Annotated in this window: 16 protein-coding genes; 12 read left to right on the top strand and 4 right to left on the bottom strand. The window is 38.4% G+C overall.

The window, feature by feature from the left end; translation table 11 throughout:
• Position 1: 1 nt before the first annotated feature.
• Entirely contained in the window at positions 2-1,138 is a 1,137-nt protein-coding gene (locus AC6H22_RS04680; protein ID WP_118817050.1) for an S-(hydroxymethyl)glutathione dehydrogenase/class III alcohol dehydrogenase, read from the bottom strand.
• Between the two features lie 121 nt (positions 1,139-1,259).
• On the opposite strand from AC6H22_RS04680, the gene AC6H22_RS04675 reads away from it, so the two are divergent.
• The 5 genes from AC6H22_RS04675 (at position 1,260) to gdhA (ending at position 5,407) form a co-directional block, all read left to right on the top strand.
• A complete protein-coding gene (locus AC6H22_RS04675) occupies positions 1,260-1,667 on the top strand; it encodes a MerR family transcriptional regulator (RefSeq protein ID WP_007526955.1) in 408 nt (135 codons plus the stop codon).
• 444 nt (positions 1,668-2,111) lie between these two features.
• On the top strand, positions 2,112-2,339 hold the full coding sequence (gene tatA / locus AC6H22_RS04670; protein WP_005629124.1) for a twin-arginine translocase TatA/TatE family subunit: 228 nt from the start codon (positions 2,112-2,114) through the stop codon (positions 2,337-2,339).
• 3 nt (positions 2,340-2,342) lie between these two features.
• Positions 2,343-2,903: a Sec-independent protein translocase protein TatB gene (gene tatB, locus AC6H22_RS04665; protein ID WP_046953451.1), complete on the top strand. Its 561-nt coding sequence runs from the start codon at positions 2,343-2,345 to the stop codon at positions 2,901-2,903.
• 9 nt (positions 2,904-2,912) lie between these two features.
• Positions 2,913-3,683, top strand: coding sequence for a twin-arginine translocase subunit TatC (gene tatC / locus AC6H22_RS04660; RefSeq protein ID WP_497515444.1), 771 nt, complete (start codon positions 2,913-2,915; stop codon positions 3,681-3,683).
• Between the two features lie 374 nt (positions 3,684-4,057).
• Positions 4,058-5,407 (top strand): NADP-specific glutamate dehydrogenase, encoded by a 1,350-nt coding sequence (gene gdhA / locus AC6H22_RS04655; RefSeq protein WP_046953453.1) that lies wholly within the window; start codon positions 4,058-4,060, stop codon positions 5,405-5,407.
• Between the two features lie 106 nt (positions 5,408-5,513).
• Here the strand turns inward: gdhA and fur are convergent, their stop codons facing one another.
• The 3 genes from fur to AC6H22_RS04640 all read right to left on the bottom strand — a co-directional run bounded on the left by fur (position 5,514) and on the right by AC6H22_RS04640 (position 7,392).
• Entirely contained in the window at positions 5,514-5,957 is a 444-nt protein-coding gene (fur, locus tag AC6H22_RS04650; protein ID WP_114892332.1) for a ferric iron uptake transcriptional regulator, read from the bottom strand.
• A gap of 29 nt (positions 5,958-5,986) precedes the next feature.
• Positions 5,987-6,511, bottom strand: a complete 525-nt coding sequence (gene fldA, locus AC6H22_RS04645; RefSeq protein ID WP_005629135.1) for a flavodoxin FldA — start codon at positions 6,509-6,511, stop codon at positions 5,987-5,989.
• A gap of 98 nt (positions 6,512-6,609) precedes the next feature.
• Positions 6,610-7,392: an alpha/beta fold hydrolase gene (locus AC6H22_RS04640; protein WP_046953454.1), complete on the bottom strand. Its 783-nt coding sequence runs from the start codon at positions 7,390-7,392 to the stop codon at positions 6,610-6,612.
• A gap of 69 nt (positions 7,393-7,461) precedes the next feature.
• On the opposite strand from AC6H22_RS04640, the gene seqA reads away from it, so the two are divergent.
• The 7 genes from seqA (at position 7,462) to lpxM (ending at position 16,724) form a co-directional block, all read left to right on the top strand.
• Positions 7,462-8,073 (top strand): replication initiation negative regulator SeqA, encoded by a 612-nt coding sequence (gene seqA / locus AC6H22_RS04635; protein WP_114892331.1) that lies wholly within the window; start codon positions 7,462-7,464, stop codon positions 8,071-8,073.
• Between the two features lie 2 nt (positions 8,074-8,075).
• Positions 8,076-9,437 (top strand): o-succinylbenzoate--CoA ligase, encoded by a 1,362-nt coding sequence (menE, locus tag AC6H22_RS04630; RefSeq protein WP_118817241.1) that lies wholly within the window; start codon positions 8,076-8,078, stop codon positions 9,435-9,437.
• Between the two features lie 16 nt (positions 9,438-9,453).
• Entirely contained in the window at positions 9,454-12,792 is a 3,339-nt protein-coding gene (mscK, locus tag AC6H22_RS04625; RefSeq protein WP_118817049.1) for a mechanosensitive channel MscK, read from the top strand.
• 11 nt (positions 12,793-12,803) lie between these two features.
• Positions 12,804-13,877: a chorismate synthase gene (gene aroC / locus AC6H22_RS04620; protein WP_046952968.1), complete on the top strand. Its 1,074-nt coding sequence runs from the start codon at positions 12,804-12,806 to the stop codon at positions 13,875-13,877.
• Positions 13,878-14,075: 198 nt separating this feature from the next.
• Positions 14,076-14,936, top strand: a complete 861-nt coding sequence (gene mepA / locus AC6H22_RS04615) for a penicillin-insensitive murein endopeptidase (RefSeq protein ID WP_118817048.1) — start codon at positions 14,076-14,078, stop codon at positions 14,934-14,936.
• Positions 14,937-14,953: 17 nt separating this feature from the next.
• On the top strand, positions 14,954-15,721 hold the full coding sequence (locus AC6H22_RS04610; RefSeq protein ID WP_118817047.1) for a TSUP family transporter: 768 nt from the start codon (positions 14,954-14,956) through the stop codon (positions 15,719-15,721).
• A gap of 46 nt (positions 15,722-15,767) precedes the next feature.
• Positions 15,768-16,724: a lauroyl-Kdo(2)-lipid IV(A) myristoyltransferase gene (gene lpxM, locus AC6H22_RS04605; RefSeq protein ID WP_118817046.1), complete on the top strand. Its 957-nt coding sequence runs from the start codon at positions 15,768-15,770 to the stop codon at positions 16,722-16,724.
• The last annotated feature ends 51 nt before the right edge of the window (positions 16,725-16,775 follow it).

The following is a 16,775-nucleotide window of genomic DNA, read 5'->3' as shown; positions in this document are numbered from 1 at the left end:
CTTAGTAATGAATAACCGTGCGGATCGATTTACCTTCGTGCATTAACTCAAAGGCTTCATTGATTTGATCGAGTGTCATTGTGTGAGTCACAAACGGTTCTAACTGGATGTCACCTTTCATTGAATCTTCCACCATTTTCGGCAGTTCAGAGCGGCCTTTCACGCCACCAAATGCGGAGCCTTTCCAAACACGACCTGTGACCAACTGGAACGGACGCGTTGAAATTTCTTGTCCTGCACCCGCTACGCCGATGATAATGGATTGTCCCCAACCACGGTGTGCACTTTCTAATGCTTGACGCATTACGTTTACGTTACCGATACATTCAAAGGTGTGGTCAATGCCCCACTTGTTGATGTCTAACAACACATCTTTGATCGGTTTATCGTAATCGTTCGGGTTCAAACAATCCGTTGCACCAAACTGTTTTGCCAACTCGAATTTTGCAGGATTAGTATCAATGGCGATAATACGACCCGCTTTGGCTTGACGTGCACCTTGCACCACAGCTAAACCAATTGCCCCTAAGCCAAACACGGCAACAGAGTCGCCTTCTTGTACTTTTGCTGTGTTATGTACCGCACCAATACCTGTGGTAACACCACAGCCGAGTAAACATACTTGTTCGTGGTTCGCTTCTGGATTGATTTTTGCCAGTGACACTTCTGCAACAACAGAATATTCACTGAAGGTTGAACAGCCCATATAGTGATAGATAGGCTGACCTTGATAAGAAAAACGTGTCGTGCCATCTGGCATTAAGCCTTTACCTTGTGTATCACGCACTGAGACGCACAAGTTAGTTTTACCTGAACGACAAAACTCACATTCGCTACATTCTGCGGTGTAAAGCGGAATAACGTGATCACCTGGTTTTACGCTTAACACACCTTCGCCCACGGCGACAACTACACCGGCACCTTCGTGCCCAAGCACTACTGGGAATACGCCTTCAGGATCGCTTCCTGATAACGTAAATGCATCAGTATGGCACACGCCAGTGTGAGTGTTACGGATTAGCACCTCGCCTTTGCGTGGCATTTCTACGTCGATTTCTACAATTTGTAAGGGGTGATTTGGGGCGAATGCTACCGCCGCACGAGATTTGATTGTTGAATTGATTTGTTTAATTTCCATTGTTCTTCCTCTTAATTCATTGACAAAGTTGCCTTGCCTAAGCAAGATAGCAACAGTTTACACTTTAGAGCTCACTCTAAGGCAAGCGTTTTTTGCAATTTTTTATTGGGAAGAAAGGGAAATGACTTACACCACCGCTAAAGCTGCCGAAAAAATCGGTATCTCCGCCCACACCTTACGCTTTTACGACAAAGAGGGCTTATTGCCTAACGTTGGACGCGATGAACACGGCAATCGCCGTTTTACAGATAACGACTTGCAATGGTTGAGTTTATTACAATGCTTGAAAAATACAGGAATGAGCTTAAAAGACATCAAACGCTTCGCTGAATGTACCACCATTGGCGACGATACCATTGACGAACGCCTTGCATTATTTGAAAGCCAAACAGAAAATGTGAAGTGCCAGATTGCTGAATTAAAACGCTATTTAAACTTACTGGAATACAAGTTAGCATTTTATCAAAAAGCCAAAGCATTAGGCTCGGTGGAAGCCGTAAATTTGCCGCAGATTCCTGAAACGACCTAAAAGGGGAAAAGTGGTCAAAATTTAGCTAAAAATAAACCGCTTTTTAAGATTGTCTTACCGTTATCACGCCGAATGCTTTGATATTGAAGATAAAGTAGTAATCTGCTCTAAGCGATGGCTTATGTTACTATATTGGAATAGTTACCTATCCATCAAATAGATTGCACTAGTTATACTTACAATAATTTCATAGTTACCTATATCCATCTTTTCCAACATAACGAATTTGTTAAATTTAGCTATAGAAAATCTGTAGATTGTTTATCTCATTTTGGCATATAGATAAATTTTTTAACTTTTTTATTACATAAACAAGTTAAAAATTGAGTTTTATGATTAAGATCAGAATAACATAAAAATAATCCGCGATAGCTATTGTTCTACGTGGGTAAAAAGGGTATATTCCGACCCAAATTTTTTCTTTTTTACAGAACGGAGTTTATTATGTTTGGTTTATCCCCTGCTCAAATGATTATCTTATTAGTGGTCATTTTATTGGTTTTCGGTACGAAAAAATTAAGAAATGCGGGTTCAGATCTTGGCGCTGCTGTGAAAGGCTTTAAGAAAGCAATGCAAGATGATGAAAAAGCAAAGGATGCTGAATTTAAGTCTATTGACAATAATGCAACATCTGCAAAAACTGAAACCACAAAAGAGAAAGAACAGGCTTAATCCGTGTTTGATATTGGTTTTTCAGAACTTGTTTTGTTAATGGTGGTTGGCCTAGTTGTGCTAGGACCGAAGCGTTTGCCTATCGCTATTCGCACAGTGATGGGCTGGGTGAAAACGATTCGTGGTTTAGCTGCCAATGTGCAAAATGAGTTGAAACAAGAACTAAAATTGCAAGAATTACAGGATAGTATCAAAAAAGCTGAATCTTTGAACTTGCAAACCCTTTCACCAGAATTGAGTAAAACGGTGGAAGAATTAAAAGCTCAAGCAGATAAAATGAAAGCAGAGCTAGAAGATAAAGCGGCTCAAGCTGGTACAACGGTGGAAGAGCAAATTAAAGAAATTAAAAGTGCGGCTGAAAATGCAGAAAAGCCTCAAAATGTGGCATTAACTGAGGATTCTACAGAAACTTTACCTGAAGTAGAAAAAAAACCTGCAGATTTAACCGCACTTGAAGCCCACGAGCAAGCAGAATTGACTGAGCGTTTATCTGATTATTATCCGCCGGATGAGATTGACATCGCTCCAGCACCAAAATCTCAATCTTCAAAAACTGAATCATAGCGAGTTTTTATGAGTAATGTGGATGAATCTCAACCTTTAATTACACACCTTGTTGAGCTAAGAAACCGTTTATTACGCTGTGTGATTTGTGTCGTATTGGTTTTTGTCGCATTGGTGTATTTTTCTAATGATATTTATCATTTCGTTGCTGCACCTTTAACGGCTGTTATGCCAAAAGGTGCGACGATGATCGCAACCAATATTCAAACGCCTTTCTTTACGCCAATTAAATTGACAGCGATTGTTGCTGTTTTTATTTCTGTCCCTTATTTGCTTTATCAAATTTGGGCTTTTGTTGCGCCTGCATTGTACCAACATGAAAAACGGATGATTTATCCGTTGCTATTTTCAAGTACGATTTTATTTTATTGTGGCGTGTCTTTTGCTTATTACGTCGTGTTCCCGTTTGTATTTAGTTTCTTTACACAAACTGCACCAGAAGGCGTTGCTATTGCAACAGACATCAGCAGCTATTTAGATTTTGCTTTGGCATTATTTTTAGCGTTTGGTGTGTGTTTTGAAGTACCGATAGCTATTATTCTACTTTGCTGGACTGGCGTTACGACTGTGAAGGCTCTGTCCGAAAAACGTCCTTATATTATCGTAGGGGCATTTTTTATCGGCATGCTTTTAACACCTCCTGATGTTTTCTCACAAACTTTACTCGCGGTGCCGATGTGCTTGCTCTTTGAGCTTGGCCTATTAGTAGCTCGTTTTTATCAACCCAAAGATGATGAAAATGGGGTTGAAAACAATGAAGAATCAGAAAAAGTAGAATAATGAATCGATTAATATATAAAATGGGGCTTAGCCCCTTTTTTATTGTGTTGATGTCATCCTCGCGTTGTTTTTTCATAAAACAATATCTATTGTTTATTCACGAATAAATGTGATTTATAGTTTAGTAAAAGTTTTGTATTTTCACCTAAAACACCACCATTTTATTACGTTATTATCCTTATTTTTGTTTTCTGTTTAATAAATTAGGTAGTTTTTTAGATAATTTCTTTTCATTTTGTTTTTCTTTAAATTTACTTCATAAAAATTATTGCAACGTTAAATCGCTCATTGCATATTGTCATTGCGAGCCTATGAGGCGAACATAATAAAAAACACAATACACACAACATCAACAACAAAGAAGGAAATTCATTATGTCAACAGTTGCTTCCTTAGATGCATTCTTAGCAAAAGTCGCTCAACGTGATGGTCATCAACCTGAGTTTTTACAAGCGGTGAGAGAAGTATTTACTTCTATTTGGCCCTTTTTAGAAGCGAATCCTAAATATCGTTCAGAGGGATTATTAGAACGTTTAGTCGAGCCTGAACGTGCATTTCAATTCCGTGTAGCTTGGATCGATGACAATGGTCAGGTGCAAGTTAACCGTGCATTCCGAGTGCAATTTAATAGTGCAATTGGTCCATTTAAGGGCGGTATGCGATTCCATCCATCAGTAAACTTATCTATTTTAAAATTTTTAGGTTTTGAGCAAATTTTTAAAAATGCTTTAACTACATTGCCTATGGGCGGAGCAAAAGGTGGTTCGGACTTTGATCCGAAAGGGAAATCAGATGCAGAAGTCATGCGTTTTTGCCAAGCATTGATGGCTGAACTTTATCGCCATGTCGGGGCGGATACTGATGTGCCTGCGGGTGATATTGGTGTTGGTGGGCGCGAAGTTGGTTATTTAGCGGGCTATATGAAAAAATTATCGAACCAAGCAGCATGCGTCTTTACTGGGCGTGGATTATCTTTTGGTGGTAGTTTAATTCGTCCAGAAGCAACGGGATATGGATTAGTTTATTTTGCTCAAGCCATGTTGGCTGAAAAAGGCGATAGCTTTGCGGGTAAAGTCGTATCGGTTTCAGGTTCTGGTAACGTAGCGCAATATGCTATTGAAAAAGCATTATCGTTTGGCGCAAAAGTGGTGACTTGCTCTGACTCATCAGGCTATGTTTATGATGCGGAGGGATTTACTACTGAAAAATTAGCCGCACTTTTAGAAATTAAAAATGTAAAACGTGGTCGCGTGAAAGATTATGCAGAACAATTTGGTTTGCAATATTTTGAAGGTAAACGCCCTTGGGAAGTGAAAGTTGATATTGCGCTTCCTTGTGCAACTCAAAATGAATTAGAACTTTCAGATGCTCAACTTTTAATTAAAAATGGCGTGAGATTGGTCGCTGAAGGCGCCAATATGCCAACTACCATTGAAGCAACAGAAGCCTTACAGGCTGCAGGTGTATTATTTGGACCTGGTAAAGCGGCTAATGCTGGTGGCGTAGCGACTTCAGGTTTAGAAATGGCGCAAAGCTCACAACGTTTGTATTGGACTGCAGAAGAAGTAGATTCAAAATTGCATCGAATTATGTTAGATATTCACGCAAACTGTAAAAAATACGGCACGATTGAGGGGCAAGAAAATATCAACTATGTGGTAGGCGCAAACGTAGCAGGTTTTGTCAAAGTTGCTGATGCTATGCTGGCACAAGGTGTTTATTAATCCTCAAAATTTCAAATAGAAAATAACCGCACTTTAAAAAAGAGCGGTTATTTTTTCGGATAAAATTTGAATATAAGAAAGGCGACATTGAGTCGCCTTAGTGATGTTATTTATTTGAATTGTTTTCATCGCACTTATTGATATCACTACATTTACCGTAAAGATATAAACTGTGTGCTTTTAACTTAATACCATATTGTTGGCTAATTTCACGTTGACGTTGTTCGATGATATTGTCACTGAATTCAAATACTTTTCCGCAATCCTCGCAGATAATATGATCATGATGTTCAGTTGGAGCTAGCTCAAATACAGATTTGTTACCTTCAAAATTGTGACGAATTAGAATATGAGCCTCGTCAAATTGATTTAATACTCTGTAAACGGTCGCTAAGCCAATTTCACTCCCTTGCTCAAGTAGGATTTTGTACACATCTTCTGCTGAGAAATGTTCGTGTTTGTGTTCTTGCATTAAGCTAAGAATCGTTAAACGAGGTTCAGTGATTTTTAATCCAGCTTTTTTAAGTAATTTAATGTTTTCTTCAGACATAAAGTTCCCTTCCTTTTATGTGAAAAATTCTAAGCGAGCTCGGCTAAACACATTTCATCGTAAATTTGTTTACACCATTTTTCTACACGTTCTGCCGTGAGTTCAGGTTGGCGATCTTCATCAATACACAACCCAATGAAAGTTCCATCTTCTAATAATGCTTTTGATGCTTCAAAAGTATAACCTTCAGTTGGCCAGTTACCCACAATGATTGCGCCGCGCGGTTCTACGATGTCGCGCACGGTGCCGATAGCATCGCAGAAATAATCAGCATAGTCTTCTTGATCGCCACAGCCGAAAATACCTACGAGTTTATCTGTAAAATCGATTTCTTCTAACGTTGGGAAAAAATCATCCCAGTCAGCTTGTGCTTCGCCGTAATACCAAGTCGGAATACCGAAAAGTAAGAAATCGTATGCTTCAATATCTTCTTTGCTACTTTTTGCAATGTCACGAATATCGATTAAGTCATTACCTAATTGTTTTTGGATCATTTTCGCGATGTTTTCGGTATTGCCTGTGTCACTGCCATAAAATAGACCAACAACTGCCATTTTTCTTTCCTTTTAAAATTTAACGTATTGATTATAAATAGGGGATATACCCTAAATTATGTGGGAGTATACTACAAAAGTATTCTCATTTAAATTAATTAATTCTTATTTACAAATCGCGCTATCGCACGTATAACAAATTCAGGTTTTTCAGCATGTACCCAATGCCCACAACCACTAATAGTAAAAGACGTCGCATGAGGAAATTGTTCTAAAATTTTGTCGCTATTCTCTATTTTTATATAAGAAGAATTTCCGCCTTTGATAAACAACGTCGGCGTGAGTACATGCACCTTTTCCCAATCCATAATGTTAGCGTAATTGTTGAAAAGTGCGGTGAGATTAAAGCGAAAATAATCAGGTGAATTGGGTTCAAAAGATTTCAGCATAAATTGAACGACATCCTGATCACCAATTTCCTTTTCTAAGAGCGGTTTGGCTTCTTGACGAGTTTGAGGGGCTGCATTTTTTACAGCGAACAAGCCATTAAACACATCTTTATGTCCAAATCCTTCGTAAGGCAGGGGAGACATATCAATTACAATTAATTTTTCGACTAATTCTGGACAAAGTGCGGTGATTTTCATGGCGGTTTTTCCCCCCATGGAATGGCCAATTAATATCACTTTGGATAAATTTAAGTGGCGGATTACTGCGATAACGTCTTCCGACATAAGTTGATAATCCATTTTTTCCGAATGAAAACTATGGCCGTGATTGCGCAGATCTACGCGTAAAATATTGTAATTTTCGCTAAAAGCTCTGGCGATGATGCCAAGGTTATTCATGTCCCCGAATAAACCGTGAATAAAAACTAAAGTTGGAGAATTAATCGTTTGTTTTACTTGATGAAATTGATAATTGAGCAATGAATTTGCCATAATTTTTGCGTGAGAATTTGTAAAGAAGTCGCTATAATTAAAAAAATTCTAGCAAACAGAGAGAAAAAAATGAAGATCATTGAAGTTGATGAAGAATTATACCAATACATTGCGAGCCAAACCCGCTCTATTGGGGAAAGTGCTTCGGATATTTTACGCCGTTTGCTTAATTTACCGGCACATGCGAGTGTTTTCGCTGATGACTTAACATTTGCTCCGGCTGAAAATAACGAAAAAACAGAATCAAAAGTGGAAGTACAGACGGAACCAACTAAGTCAGAAAGTGTAAAACCGATCAAAAAACAGCCGATAACTGCAATTAATCAGATCGTAGAAAAAGTTCAAACGTTGTTGAATTCAACAGAATTTCAAGAAGAAGGCAAAGCTGTTACGCGTTTTTTATCTATTCTGCGCGTGCTTTATCGCACTAATCCTGAGAGTTTTGCACAAGCTACAGAATCTTTACAAGGCCGCACTCGAGTTTATTTTGCTCGAGATGAAGCAACATTGTTAATGACCGGCAATCATACAAAACCAAAACAAATTCCAGATACGCCTTATTGGGTTATTACTAACACAAACAGTGGCCGTAAAATGCTGATGTTGGAAGGCGCAATGCAATCAATGGATTTGCCTGAAAGTTTAATTGACGAAGTGCGGGCATATTTCACGGTAAATTAATGATGTATCCTTGGCAAGCCTTTGCTATCCAACCTAAGTTTTCTCATAAAATCGCCTTGCGCACTGCACAGGGCGATGTTTTTAATTGGGCGCAAGTAGCCGAGAAAGTGAATCAAACTGTTTCTTTCTTACAAAATAAAGGTGTAAATCCTGAAAGTGCGGTTGCTTTTGTCGGAAAAAATACAGAAAACATTTTATTTTTATATCTTGCTACAATCCAACTGGGTGCAAAAATTTTAGGTATTAATCCAGCGTTTCCTCAAGAAAAAATTACAGAATTGTGTAATGTTCATCATATCGATTTTTGTTTTTGTGATGAAGATTTGAGAGCTTTTCCAAAAGCTGACTTTGCTATACAAAAAGCCGATTTCTTTCGCCCTGCAACAATGACGCTCACGTCTGGCTCGACAGGTTTGCCAAAAGCGGTAGTGCATAATGTTCAAGCGCATTTAGATAATGCGAAGGGAGTATGCGAATTGATGAAGTTCGATAGCGCACATTCTTGGCTACTTTCGTTGCCGTTATATCATGTTTCAGGTCAAGGTATTGTTTGGCGTTGGTTCAGTTGTGGCGCTGAATTGCATTTTCCGAAAACGGATTTTTACGCTTCATTATTGGAGGCGACTCACGTTTCTCTTGTGCCAACACAATTACAGCGTTTATTAGATTATTTACAGGAAAATCCGAGTATTTCATTTTCTACGCGCCATATTTTACTGGGCGGTGCGCATATTCCGTCAGAACTTACACAAAAAATGGTTAAATATGGCATTAAAACTTATTCTGGTTATGGAATGACGGAAATGGCGTCTACGGTTTTTGCCAAACAATCTGATAAAAAACAAGGCGTAGGGCAACCCTTATTAGGTCGAGAATATCGTTTGGTGGATGATGAAGTTTGGTTAAAAGGCGCAGGTTTGGCGATGGGGTATTGGAAAGATCGACAAATTTTTCCATTAACGAATAGCGACGGCTGGCTTCAGACAAAAGATAAAGGCATTTTGCAAGAGGGTGAACTGGTTATTATCGGACGACTTGATAATATGTTTATTTCAGGCGGTGAAAATATTCAGCCAGAAGAAATAGAGCAAGTGATGTTGAAAAATGCTATGGTGAAACAAGTTTTTGTTTTACCCAAAGCCGATCATGAATTTGGCTATCGCCCAGTTGCGATTGTTGCTTTGAATGAACCCTTTAATCAAAGTGCGGTCGAAAAACTCACTGAATTTTTACAAGATAAATTGGCTCGCTTTAAACAGCCAATAGCTTATTATGAATTGCCTGTAGATTTATCTGCTGGCGCAATAAAAATATCACGTAAAGTGCTTGCCGATTGGTTAGCAAAACAAATAAACGAACAATAAAAAATACAGGTAAATTATGAAAACATCACGTTTTTTCACCGCACTTTTAGCGACAGCTTTAATTGGTTGGGCAACTGTGTATCCAACATTGGCTGCAAATAAAATCAATATATTATTACCTACGGAGCAAGAGCTCTCTGCAGATTTAGCTGATGCGCAAAAAATGTCTGATGGTGATGTAAAAACAGCACTTATTAATGAATTGCAAACCTCTTTGGATTTATTGCAGCTCATTCAAACTCAACAAAAAAATAATGAAGATTTACATGATGTTTTAGCCCATGCTGATAGTGAAATTAAGAAAAATAATGCAGATTTATTGGCGTTTAAGAAGCAGTTAGAACAATCTAAATCAGTCGATTATCAAGCTCAAAATTTAGCGGATTTACAGGCTACATTAAGTAAACTTAATGCTCAACAGCAGGAAACCCAAACAGCATTAAGTAAAGCGAATACTCAATTAGCGGGGCAAAGTTCTGTATCTGAGCGTGCACAAACCAGTCTTACTGAGAATTTGAAACGCACACAAGAAATTAATCAACAATTAGCAGATAGCAATCTTACAAAAACTTTACGTCAAAAAAATCAAATAGAATTACAGTTGATTGATTTAAAAAACGCTTACAACCAAGATTTATTGAAAAATAGCGATCAGCTGACATTGCTTTATCAAAGCCGTTATGATTTGTTGAATGCTCGTTTGCAACTGCTACAACAACAAATTGTGGCGATCCAAGAAGTGATCAATCAGAAAAACTTGGCGCAAACTCAAAACCAAGTAGAACAAGTTCAGCAACAGCAACAAAATAGTGCGAAAAATGCTTATATTCAGAAAGAATTGGCGCGTAATGCAGAGCTGAGTCAATATTTGTTGCAACAAACTGAAAAGACGAACATCTTGACACAAGATGATTTAAGAATGCGTAATGTGTTTGATAGCCTAACCCAAACTCAACACACGATCGAAGAGCAAATTAGTGCATTACAAGGTACGTTGGTGCTTTCTCGTATTATTCAACAACAAAAACAAAAATTACCAACTAACTTAAATATTCAAGGTTTATCAAAACAAATTGCGGATTTACGGGTACAAATTTTCGATATTACTCAAAAACGTAATGAACTTTACGATTTAGATGCTTATATTGCCAAAGTCGAATCAGATGAAGGTGAGAAATTTACTCACGTTGAAAAAACACAATTAGTTAATTTATTAACTGAACGTCGTAAAATGGCTTCTGACTTAATTAAGTCATTGAATAATCAACTTAATTTAGCCATTTCTTTAGAGCTTACTCAGCAACAAATTACTCAAATCAGTGATCAAATCCAATCAAAATTGGAGCAACAAAGTTTCTGGGTTAAAAGCAATAATCCTATTAATTTAGATTGGTTTGCTGAATTGCCTCGAGCCTTTATGGCGCAAGTTGATGGTATTGTGAAAAAAATTGGTTTACCCACAAATTATAGTAACTTGCCTTACTTATTGATGTACTGCTTAGGCTTGTTTGTTGTTGGTGGCGCTATTTTTAAATTCAAAGATCGCATCAAACAACGCCTATCAAAAATTAACGGCGAAATTAACCGATTAAAATATGATAATCAGTGGAATACTCCACAAGCTTTATTGCTTACTGTATTTTTAACGCTTTCAGGAACTTTATGGTTCTTAGCAGTTTGTCAAATGCTTGGCTTCTTCTTTATGAAAAATCCAACTGAGTTTTGGGATTGGTCGTTTAGTATGGCGGGCTATTGGTGGTTCTTCACGTTTTGGCTTTCTTTATTCCGTCCGAATGGGATTTTTGTTCGTCACTTTGAATTTTCTCAACAAAGTGCGGTGCGTTTTCAAAGTGTAATTAAACGTATTGTTGTAGCGGTTGTTTTATTACTGAATACATCAGTATTTAGTAACGTGACTGATTATGGGTTGGCAAATGATGTGATTGGACAGGTGAATACAATAGTTTCATTGCTGTTCTGCATTATTATCATCGCCCCACGTTTCAAAAATGTGCTACGTTCTTACGAAGATGAGAAAAAAAGTCATAACCATATTATTGTCAAAATCGTTCAATTTGGTTTACAGATTATTCCTGTTGGCTTAGTAATATTAGTTGCGTTGGGATACTATTACACTGCGTTGAATTTAATACAGCATTTGATTAATTCTTATATCGCATGGTGTGTGTGGTGGTTGATTCGTCAAGTGATTTATCGTGGTATTACTGTATCTTCTCGTCGCTTGGCTCATCGCCGTTTAGAAGAAAAACGTAATCAGAAACGAGCAAGCATCAATGAAGGATCAACATCTGATGAGCTTGTGCTTAATGAAAAAGAAGAAGGTTTAGCGCTAAATGAAGTGCGTAGCCAATTATTGCGTTTTGCAGATCTTTTCATTTGGACTGCTTTGTTTGGCATTTTCTACTATGTTTGGTCAGATCTTGTAACGGTGGCAAGTTATTTGCGTGAAGTGACCTTATGGCAGCAAACAACAACTACTGAAGCTGGCACAGTGATGGAAAGTATCACTTTATTTAATCTTCTCGTTGCCTTGGTAATTGTAGGGATTACTTATGTGTTAGTGCGCAATATCTCAGGTATTTTAGAAGTATTAATTTTCTCACGGGTTAAACTTTCACAAGGCACGCCTTATACTATTACTACATTATTAACCTATGTTTTAGTTGCGGTTGGTGGTGCGTGGGCATTTGCTACATTAGGCATGTCGTGGTCTAAATTGCAATGGTTGTTTGCTGCCCTTTCAGTTGGTTTGGGCTTTGGTATGCAAGAAATCTTTGCAAACTTTGTATCTGGGATTATTTTATTGTTTGAACGCCCAATTCGAGTGGGCGATACCGTTACTATAAACGGTGTCACAGGTACGGTAGCAAAAATCCGTATTCGTGCTATTACGATGATTGATCCAGATAGAAAAGAAGTGATTGTACCTAATAAATCGTTTGTAACAGGGCAAGTGACCAACTGGGCATTATCAAATACCATTACTCGTTTAGTCATCTCTGTGGGAGTTGCTTATAACTCCGATTTAGAATTAGTAAAACGTTTGTTGTTACAAGCGGCTAATGAATTGCCAAGTGTTTTAAAAGAGCCTGAGCCAAGAGCGTTGTTTTTAAATTTTGGTGCAAGCACTTTAGACCATGAGTTACGAGTTTATGTTGGACAGGTTTCAGATCGTAATGATACGCTTGATTTATTAAATCGTCGTGTAAATCAATTGTTTAAAGAAAATAATATAGACATTGCTTTCAATCAATTGGATATTTTTATTAAAAATAAAGACACGGGTGAAGAGATTCCTTTTATTAATATGGAAAAATTAACTAAAACTAATTAAAGAGAAATAATATGGCGGGTAACACAATTGGACAACTTTTTCGTGTGACAACCTTTGGGGAGTCACATGGTATTGCATTAGGCTGTATCGTTGATGGGGTACCGCCAAATCTTGAATTATCAGAGAACGATATTCAACCAGATTTAGATCGTCGTAAACCTGGGACATCACGATATACCACGCCGCGTCGTGAGGATGATGAAGTTCAAATTTTATCTGGTGTGTTTGAGGGAAAAACGACAGGCACAAGTATTGGAATGATCATTAAAAATGGTGATCAGCGTTCGCAAGATTATGGAGAGATTAAAGATCGTTTTCGTCCAGGACATGCGGATTTTACCTATCAGCAAAAGTATGGCATCCGTGATTACCGTGGTGGAGGGCGTTCGTCAGCGCGTGAAACAGCAATGCGAGTTGCAGCGGGAGCGATTGCAAAAAAATATTTACGCGAACATTTTGGTATTGAAGTCCGCGGTTTTTTAAGTCAAATTGGCCATGTGAAAATTGCGCCGCAAACCATCGGAGACATTGATTGGAAAAAGGTAAACAGTAATCCATTCTTTTGTCCTGATGAAAGTGCGGTAGAAAAATTCGATGAATTGATCCGTGAACTTAAAAAAGAAGGGGATTCTATTGGCGCTAAACTTACTGTTATCGCTGAAAATGTTCCAGTAGGATTAGGTGAGCCAGTATTTGACCGTTTAGATGCGGATCTTGCTCATGCATTAATGGGAATTAATGCAGTAAAAGGAGTCGAAATTGGTGATGGTTTTGCTGTGGTTGAGCAACGTGGAAGTGAACATCGTGATGAAATGACACCAGATGGATTTGCAAGCAATCATGCAGGTGGCATTTTAGGCGGAATTAGTTCTGGTCAACCGATTATCGCCACTATTGCGCTAAAACCGACTTCAAGTATTACGATTCCTGGCCGTTCAATCAATCTTAATGGTGAACCCGTAGAAGTTGTAACAAAAGGTCGTCACGATCCTTGTGTGGGTATTCGTGCTGTACCCATCGCAGAAGCCATGATGGCGATTGTCTTATTAGATCATCTATTACGTTTTAAGGCACAGTGTAAATAATCTTAGTATAAGATGGGAGTCTGTGCCTAGGGTAGGTATACCCTAGGTTAGTTTGATACTACCCTTTTGGGGTGGGTGTAAAGTTCCCCAAAGGGGAACTATTTTTCTAACCGTGGGTATACTTACCCACGGCAAGACATAGGATATACTTACCCACGGCAAAACCTAGGGTATACTTACCTACGGTAAAACTTTAGAATGAATAAAATTTTATTAAAAACAACCATAATTTTTACCGCACTTTTCTCTATAAATGTTGTTGCCTCTCCTCTAGATTGGCAAAAAGTGAAACGTCCTATTCCAAGTGACGATGGGAAAGCAAAACCTATTGGTAGTTATACCAATGGGTGTATTATAGGGGCACAAGCATTACCGCCAAAAGGTGAAGGTTACCAAGTGATTCGTATGAATCGCAATCGCTATTATGGCCATCCAAATATGATTCAGTATCTTGAACGTTTAGGACAACGCGCTAAAGCTGCTGGGTTGCCAACGATGTTAGTAGGCGATATTGCCATGCCGGGTGGTGGACGGTTTTTAACGGGTCATGCTAGCCATCAGATGGGATTAGATTCGGATATTTGGTTAAGAATGGGCGAAATGTCAGACGCCGATGCGCTCAATTCTGATGGTAAAGGTTTATTAGTTGTGGATAGAAAGGCGCAACGAGTGGATGAACGCGTATGGAATGGCAATCATGCGACGTTAATCAAGTTAGCCGCGCAAGATCCAAATGTGACGCGTATTTTTGTTAATCCTGTGATTAAGGTAAAATTATGTCAAACCGCTGGCAATGATCGAGGTTGGCTACACAAAGTTCGTCCTTGGTATGGTCACGACTCTCATTTTCATGTTCGTTTAACTTGCCCTGCAGATGCGCCTTATTGTGAAAATCAAGTACCAGTGCCTGCCGGTGATGGTTGTGGAGACGAATTATATTCTTGGTTTGAACCACCAAAACCAGGCACTTCAGTGAGTAAACCTAAAGTTACACCACCGGAACCATTTTTGTGCCAACAAATTTTGAACTCACCGAATCGGAGTGAATGGTTAGAATAGCATTAAGGTAAATCAATATGGATATCGGAATTGATCTTTTAGCAATATTGTTTTGTGTTGGTTTTGTCGCATCCTTTATTGATGCAATTGCTGGCGGTGGTGGATTAATCACTATTCCAGCGTTGCTCATGACAGGTATGCCACCTGCAATGGCGTTAGGTACCAATAAATTGCAAGCTATGGGGGGCGCATTATCCGCAAGCCTTTATTTCTTGCGAAAAAGAGCGGTCAATTTACGCGATATTTGGTTTATTTTGATTTGGGTTTTCTTAGGTTCTGCCCTAGGTACATTATTAATTCAATCAATTGATGTGGCGATTTTCAAAAAAATTCTGCCTTTTTTGATTTTAGCCATTGGTCTATATTTTTTATTTACCCCTAAATTAGGTGATGAAGATCGGAAACAACGATTAAGTTATCTGTTATTTGGTCTTTTAATTAGCCCATTTTTAGGTTTTTATGATGGCTTCTTTGGCCCAGGAACTGGTTCAATCATGAGTTTAGCCTGTGTTACTTTGCTAGGATTTAATCTCCCGAAAGCGACAGCACATGCAAAAGTGATGAATTTTACTTCGAACCTTGCTTCTTTTACGCTTTTCTTATTGGGTGGGCAAATTCTTTGGAAAGTGGGATTCGTGATGATGGCAGGAAGCATTTTAGGTGCAAATTTAGGCGCCAAAATGGTGATGACGAAAGGTAAAACCTTGATTCGACCAATGGTTGTTATCATGTCTTTTATGATGACGGCCAAAATGGTTTACGATCAGGGTTGGTTTCATTTTTAATTCGGAAAGCGCGCAAAAGTGCGGTTAAAATTAATTACATTTTATTATGTCAGATAATCAACAAAATTTACGTTTGACGGCGAGGGTGGGCTATGAAGCACACTTTTCATGGTCGTATTTAAAGCCTCACTATTGGGGAATTTGGCTCGGTATTTTCTTTTTATTGTTGTTAGCATTTGTGCCTTTTCGTCTGCGCGATAAATTGGCGGGGAAATTAGGTATTTGGATTGGGCATAAAGCAAAGAAACAGCGTACGCGTGCACAAACTAACTTGCGATATTGTTTCCCTCATTGGACTGAGCAACAACGTGAGCAAGTCATTGATAAAATGTTTGCGGTTGTTGCACAAGTTATGTTTGGTATTGGTGAGATTGCTATCCGTTCAAAGAAACATTTGCAAAAACGTAGCAAATTTATCGGTCTTGAACATATCGAACAGGCAAAAGCTGAAGGCAAGAATATTATTCTTATGGTGCCACATGGCTGGGCGATTGATGCCTCGGGCATTATTTTGCACACTCAAGGCATGCCAATGACTTCTATGTATAATCCACACCGTAATCCATTGGTGGATTGGCTTTGGACGATTACACGCCAACGTTTCGGCGGAAAAATGCATGCGCGCCAAAATGGTATTAAACCTTTTTTAAATCATGTTCGTAAAGGTGAAATGGGTTATTACTTACCCGATGAAGATTTTGGAGCCGAGCAAAGCGTATTTGTTGATTTCTTTGGAACTTATAAAGCGACATTGCCGGGATTAAATAAAATGGCAAAACTTTCTAAAGCCGTTGTCATTCCAATGTTTCCTCGTTATAACGCTGAAACGGGCAAATATGAAATGGAAATTCATCCTGCAATGAATTTAAGTGATGATCCTGAACAATCAGCCCGAGCAATGAACGAAGAAATAGAATCTTTTGTTACGCCAGCGCCAGAGCAATATGTTTGGATTTTGCAATTATTGCGTACAAGGAAGGATGGCGAAGATCTTTATGATTAAGAATAGGGTTTGAAAGTCATATTCTCGAAAACGGATATTCAATAAGGTAAA

The sequence above is a fragment of the Haemophilus sp. THUN1690 genome, from assembly GCF_059704375.1.
Note: the sequence above shows the minus strand (reverse complement) of the source record. Positions and strands in the feature narration are given on the sequence as shown.

Coding starts and splice junctions, on each gene's coding strand:
- AC6H22_RS04680 (WP_118817050.1), bottom strand. CDS start 1,138: ATGGAAATTAAACAAATCAATTCAACAATCAAATCTCGTGCGGCGGTA.
- AC6H22_RS04675 (WP_007526955.1), top strand. CDS start 1,260: ATGACTTACACCACCGCTAAAGCTGCCGAAAAAATCGGTATCTCCGCC.
- tatA (WP_005629124.1), top strand. CDS start 2,112: ATGTTTGGTTTATCCCCTGCTCAAATGATTATCTTATTAGTGGTCATT.
- tatC (WP_497515444.1), top strand. CDS start 2,913: ATGAGTAATGTGGATGAATCTCAACCTTTAATTACACACCTTGTTGAG.
- gdhA (WP_046953453.1), top strand. CDS start 4,058: ATGTCAACAGTTGCTTCCTTAGATGCATTCTTAGCAAAAGTCGCTCAA.
- fur (WP_114892332.1), bottom strand. CDS start 5,957: ATGTCTGAAGAAAACATTAAATTACTTAAAAAAGCTGGATTAAAAATC.
- fldA (WP_005629135.1), bottom strand. CDS start 6,511: ATGGCAGTTGTTGGTCTATTTTATGGCAGTGACACAGGCAATACCGAA.
- AC6H22_RS04640 (WP_046953454.1), bottom strand. CDS start 7,392: ATGGCAAATTCATTGCTCAATTATCAATTTCATCAAGTAAAACAAACG.
- seqA (WP_114892331.1), top strand. CDS start 7,462: ATGAAGATCATTGAAGTTGATGAAGAATTATACCAATACATTGCGAGC.
- menE (WP_118817241.1), top strand. CDS start 8,076: ATGTATCCTTGGCAAGCCTTTGCTATCCAACCTAAGTTTTCTCATAAA.
- mscK (WP_118817049.1), top strand. CDS start 9,454: ATGAAAACATCACGTTTTTTCACCGCACTTTTAGCGACAGCTTTAATT.
- aroC (WP_046952968.1), top strand. CDS start 12,804: ATGGCGGGTAACACAATTGGACAACTTTTTCGTGTGACAACCTTTGGG.
- mepA (WP_118817048.1), top strand. CDS start 14,076: ATGAATAAAATTTTATTAAAAACAACCATAATTTTTACCGCACTTTTC.
- AC6H22_RS04610 (WP_118817047.1), top strand. CDS start 14,954: ATGGATATCGGAATTGATCTTTTAGCAATATTGTTTTGTGTTGGTTTT.
- lpxM (WP_118817046.1), top strand. CDS start 15,768: ATGTCAGATAATCAACAAAATTTACGTTTGACGGCGAGGGTGGGCTAT.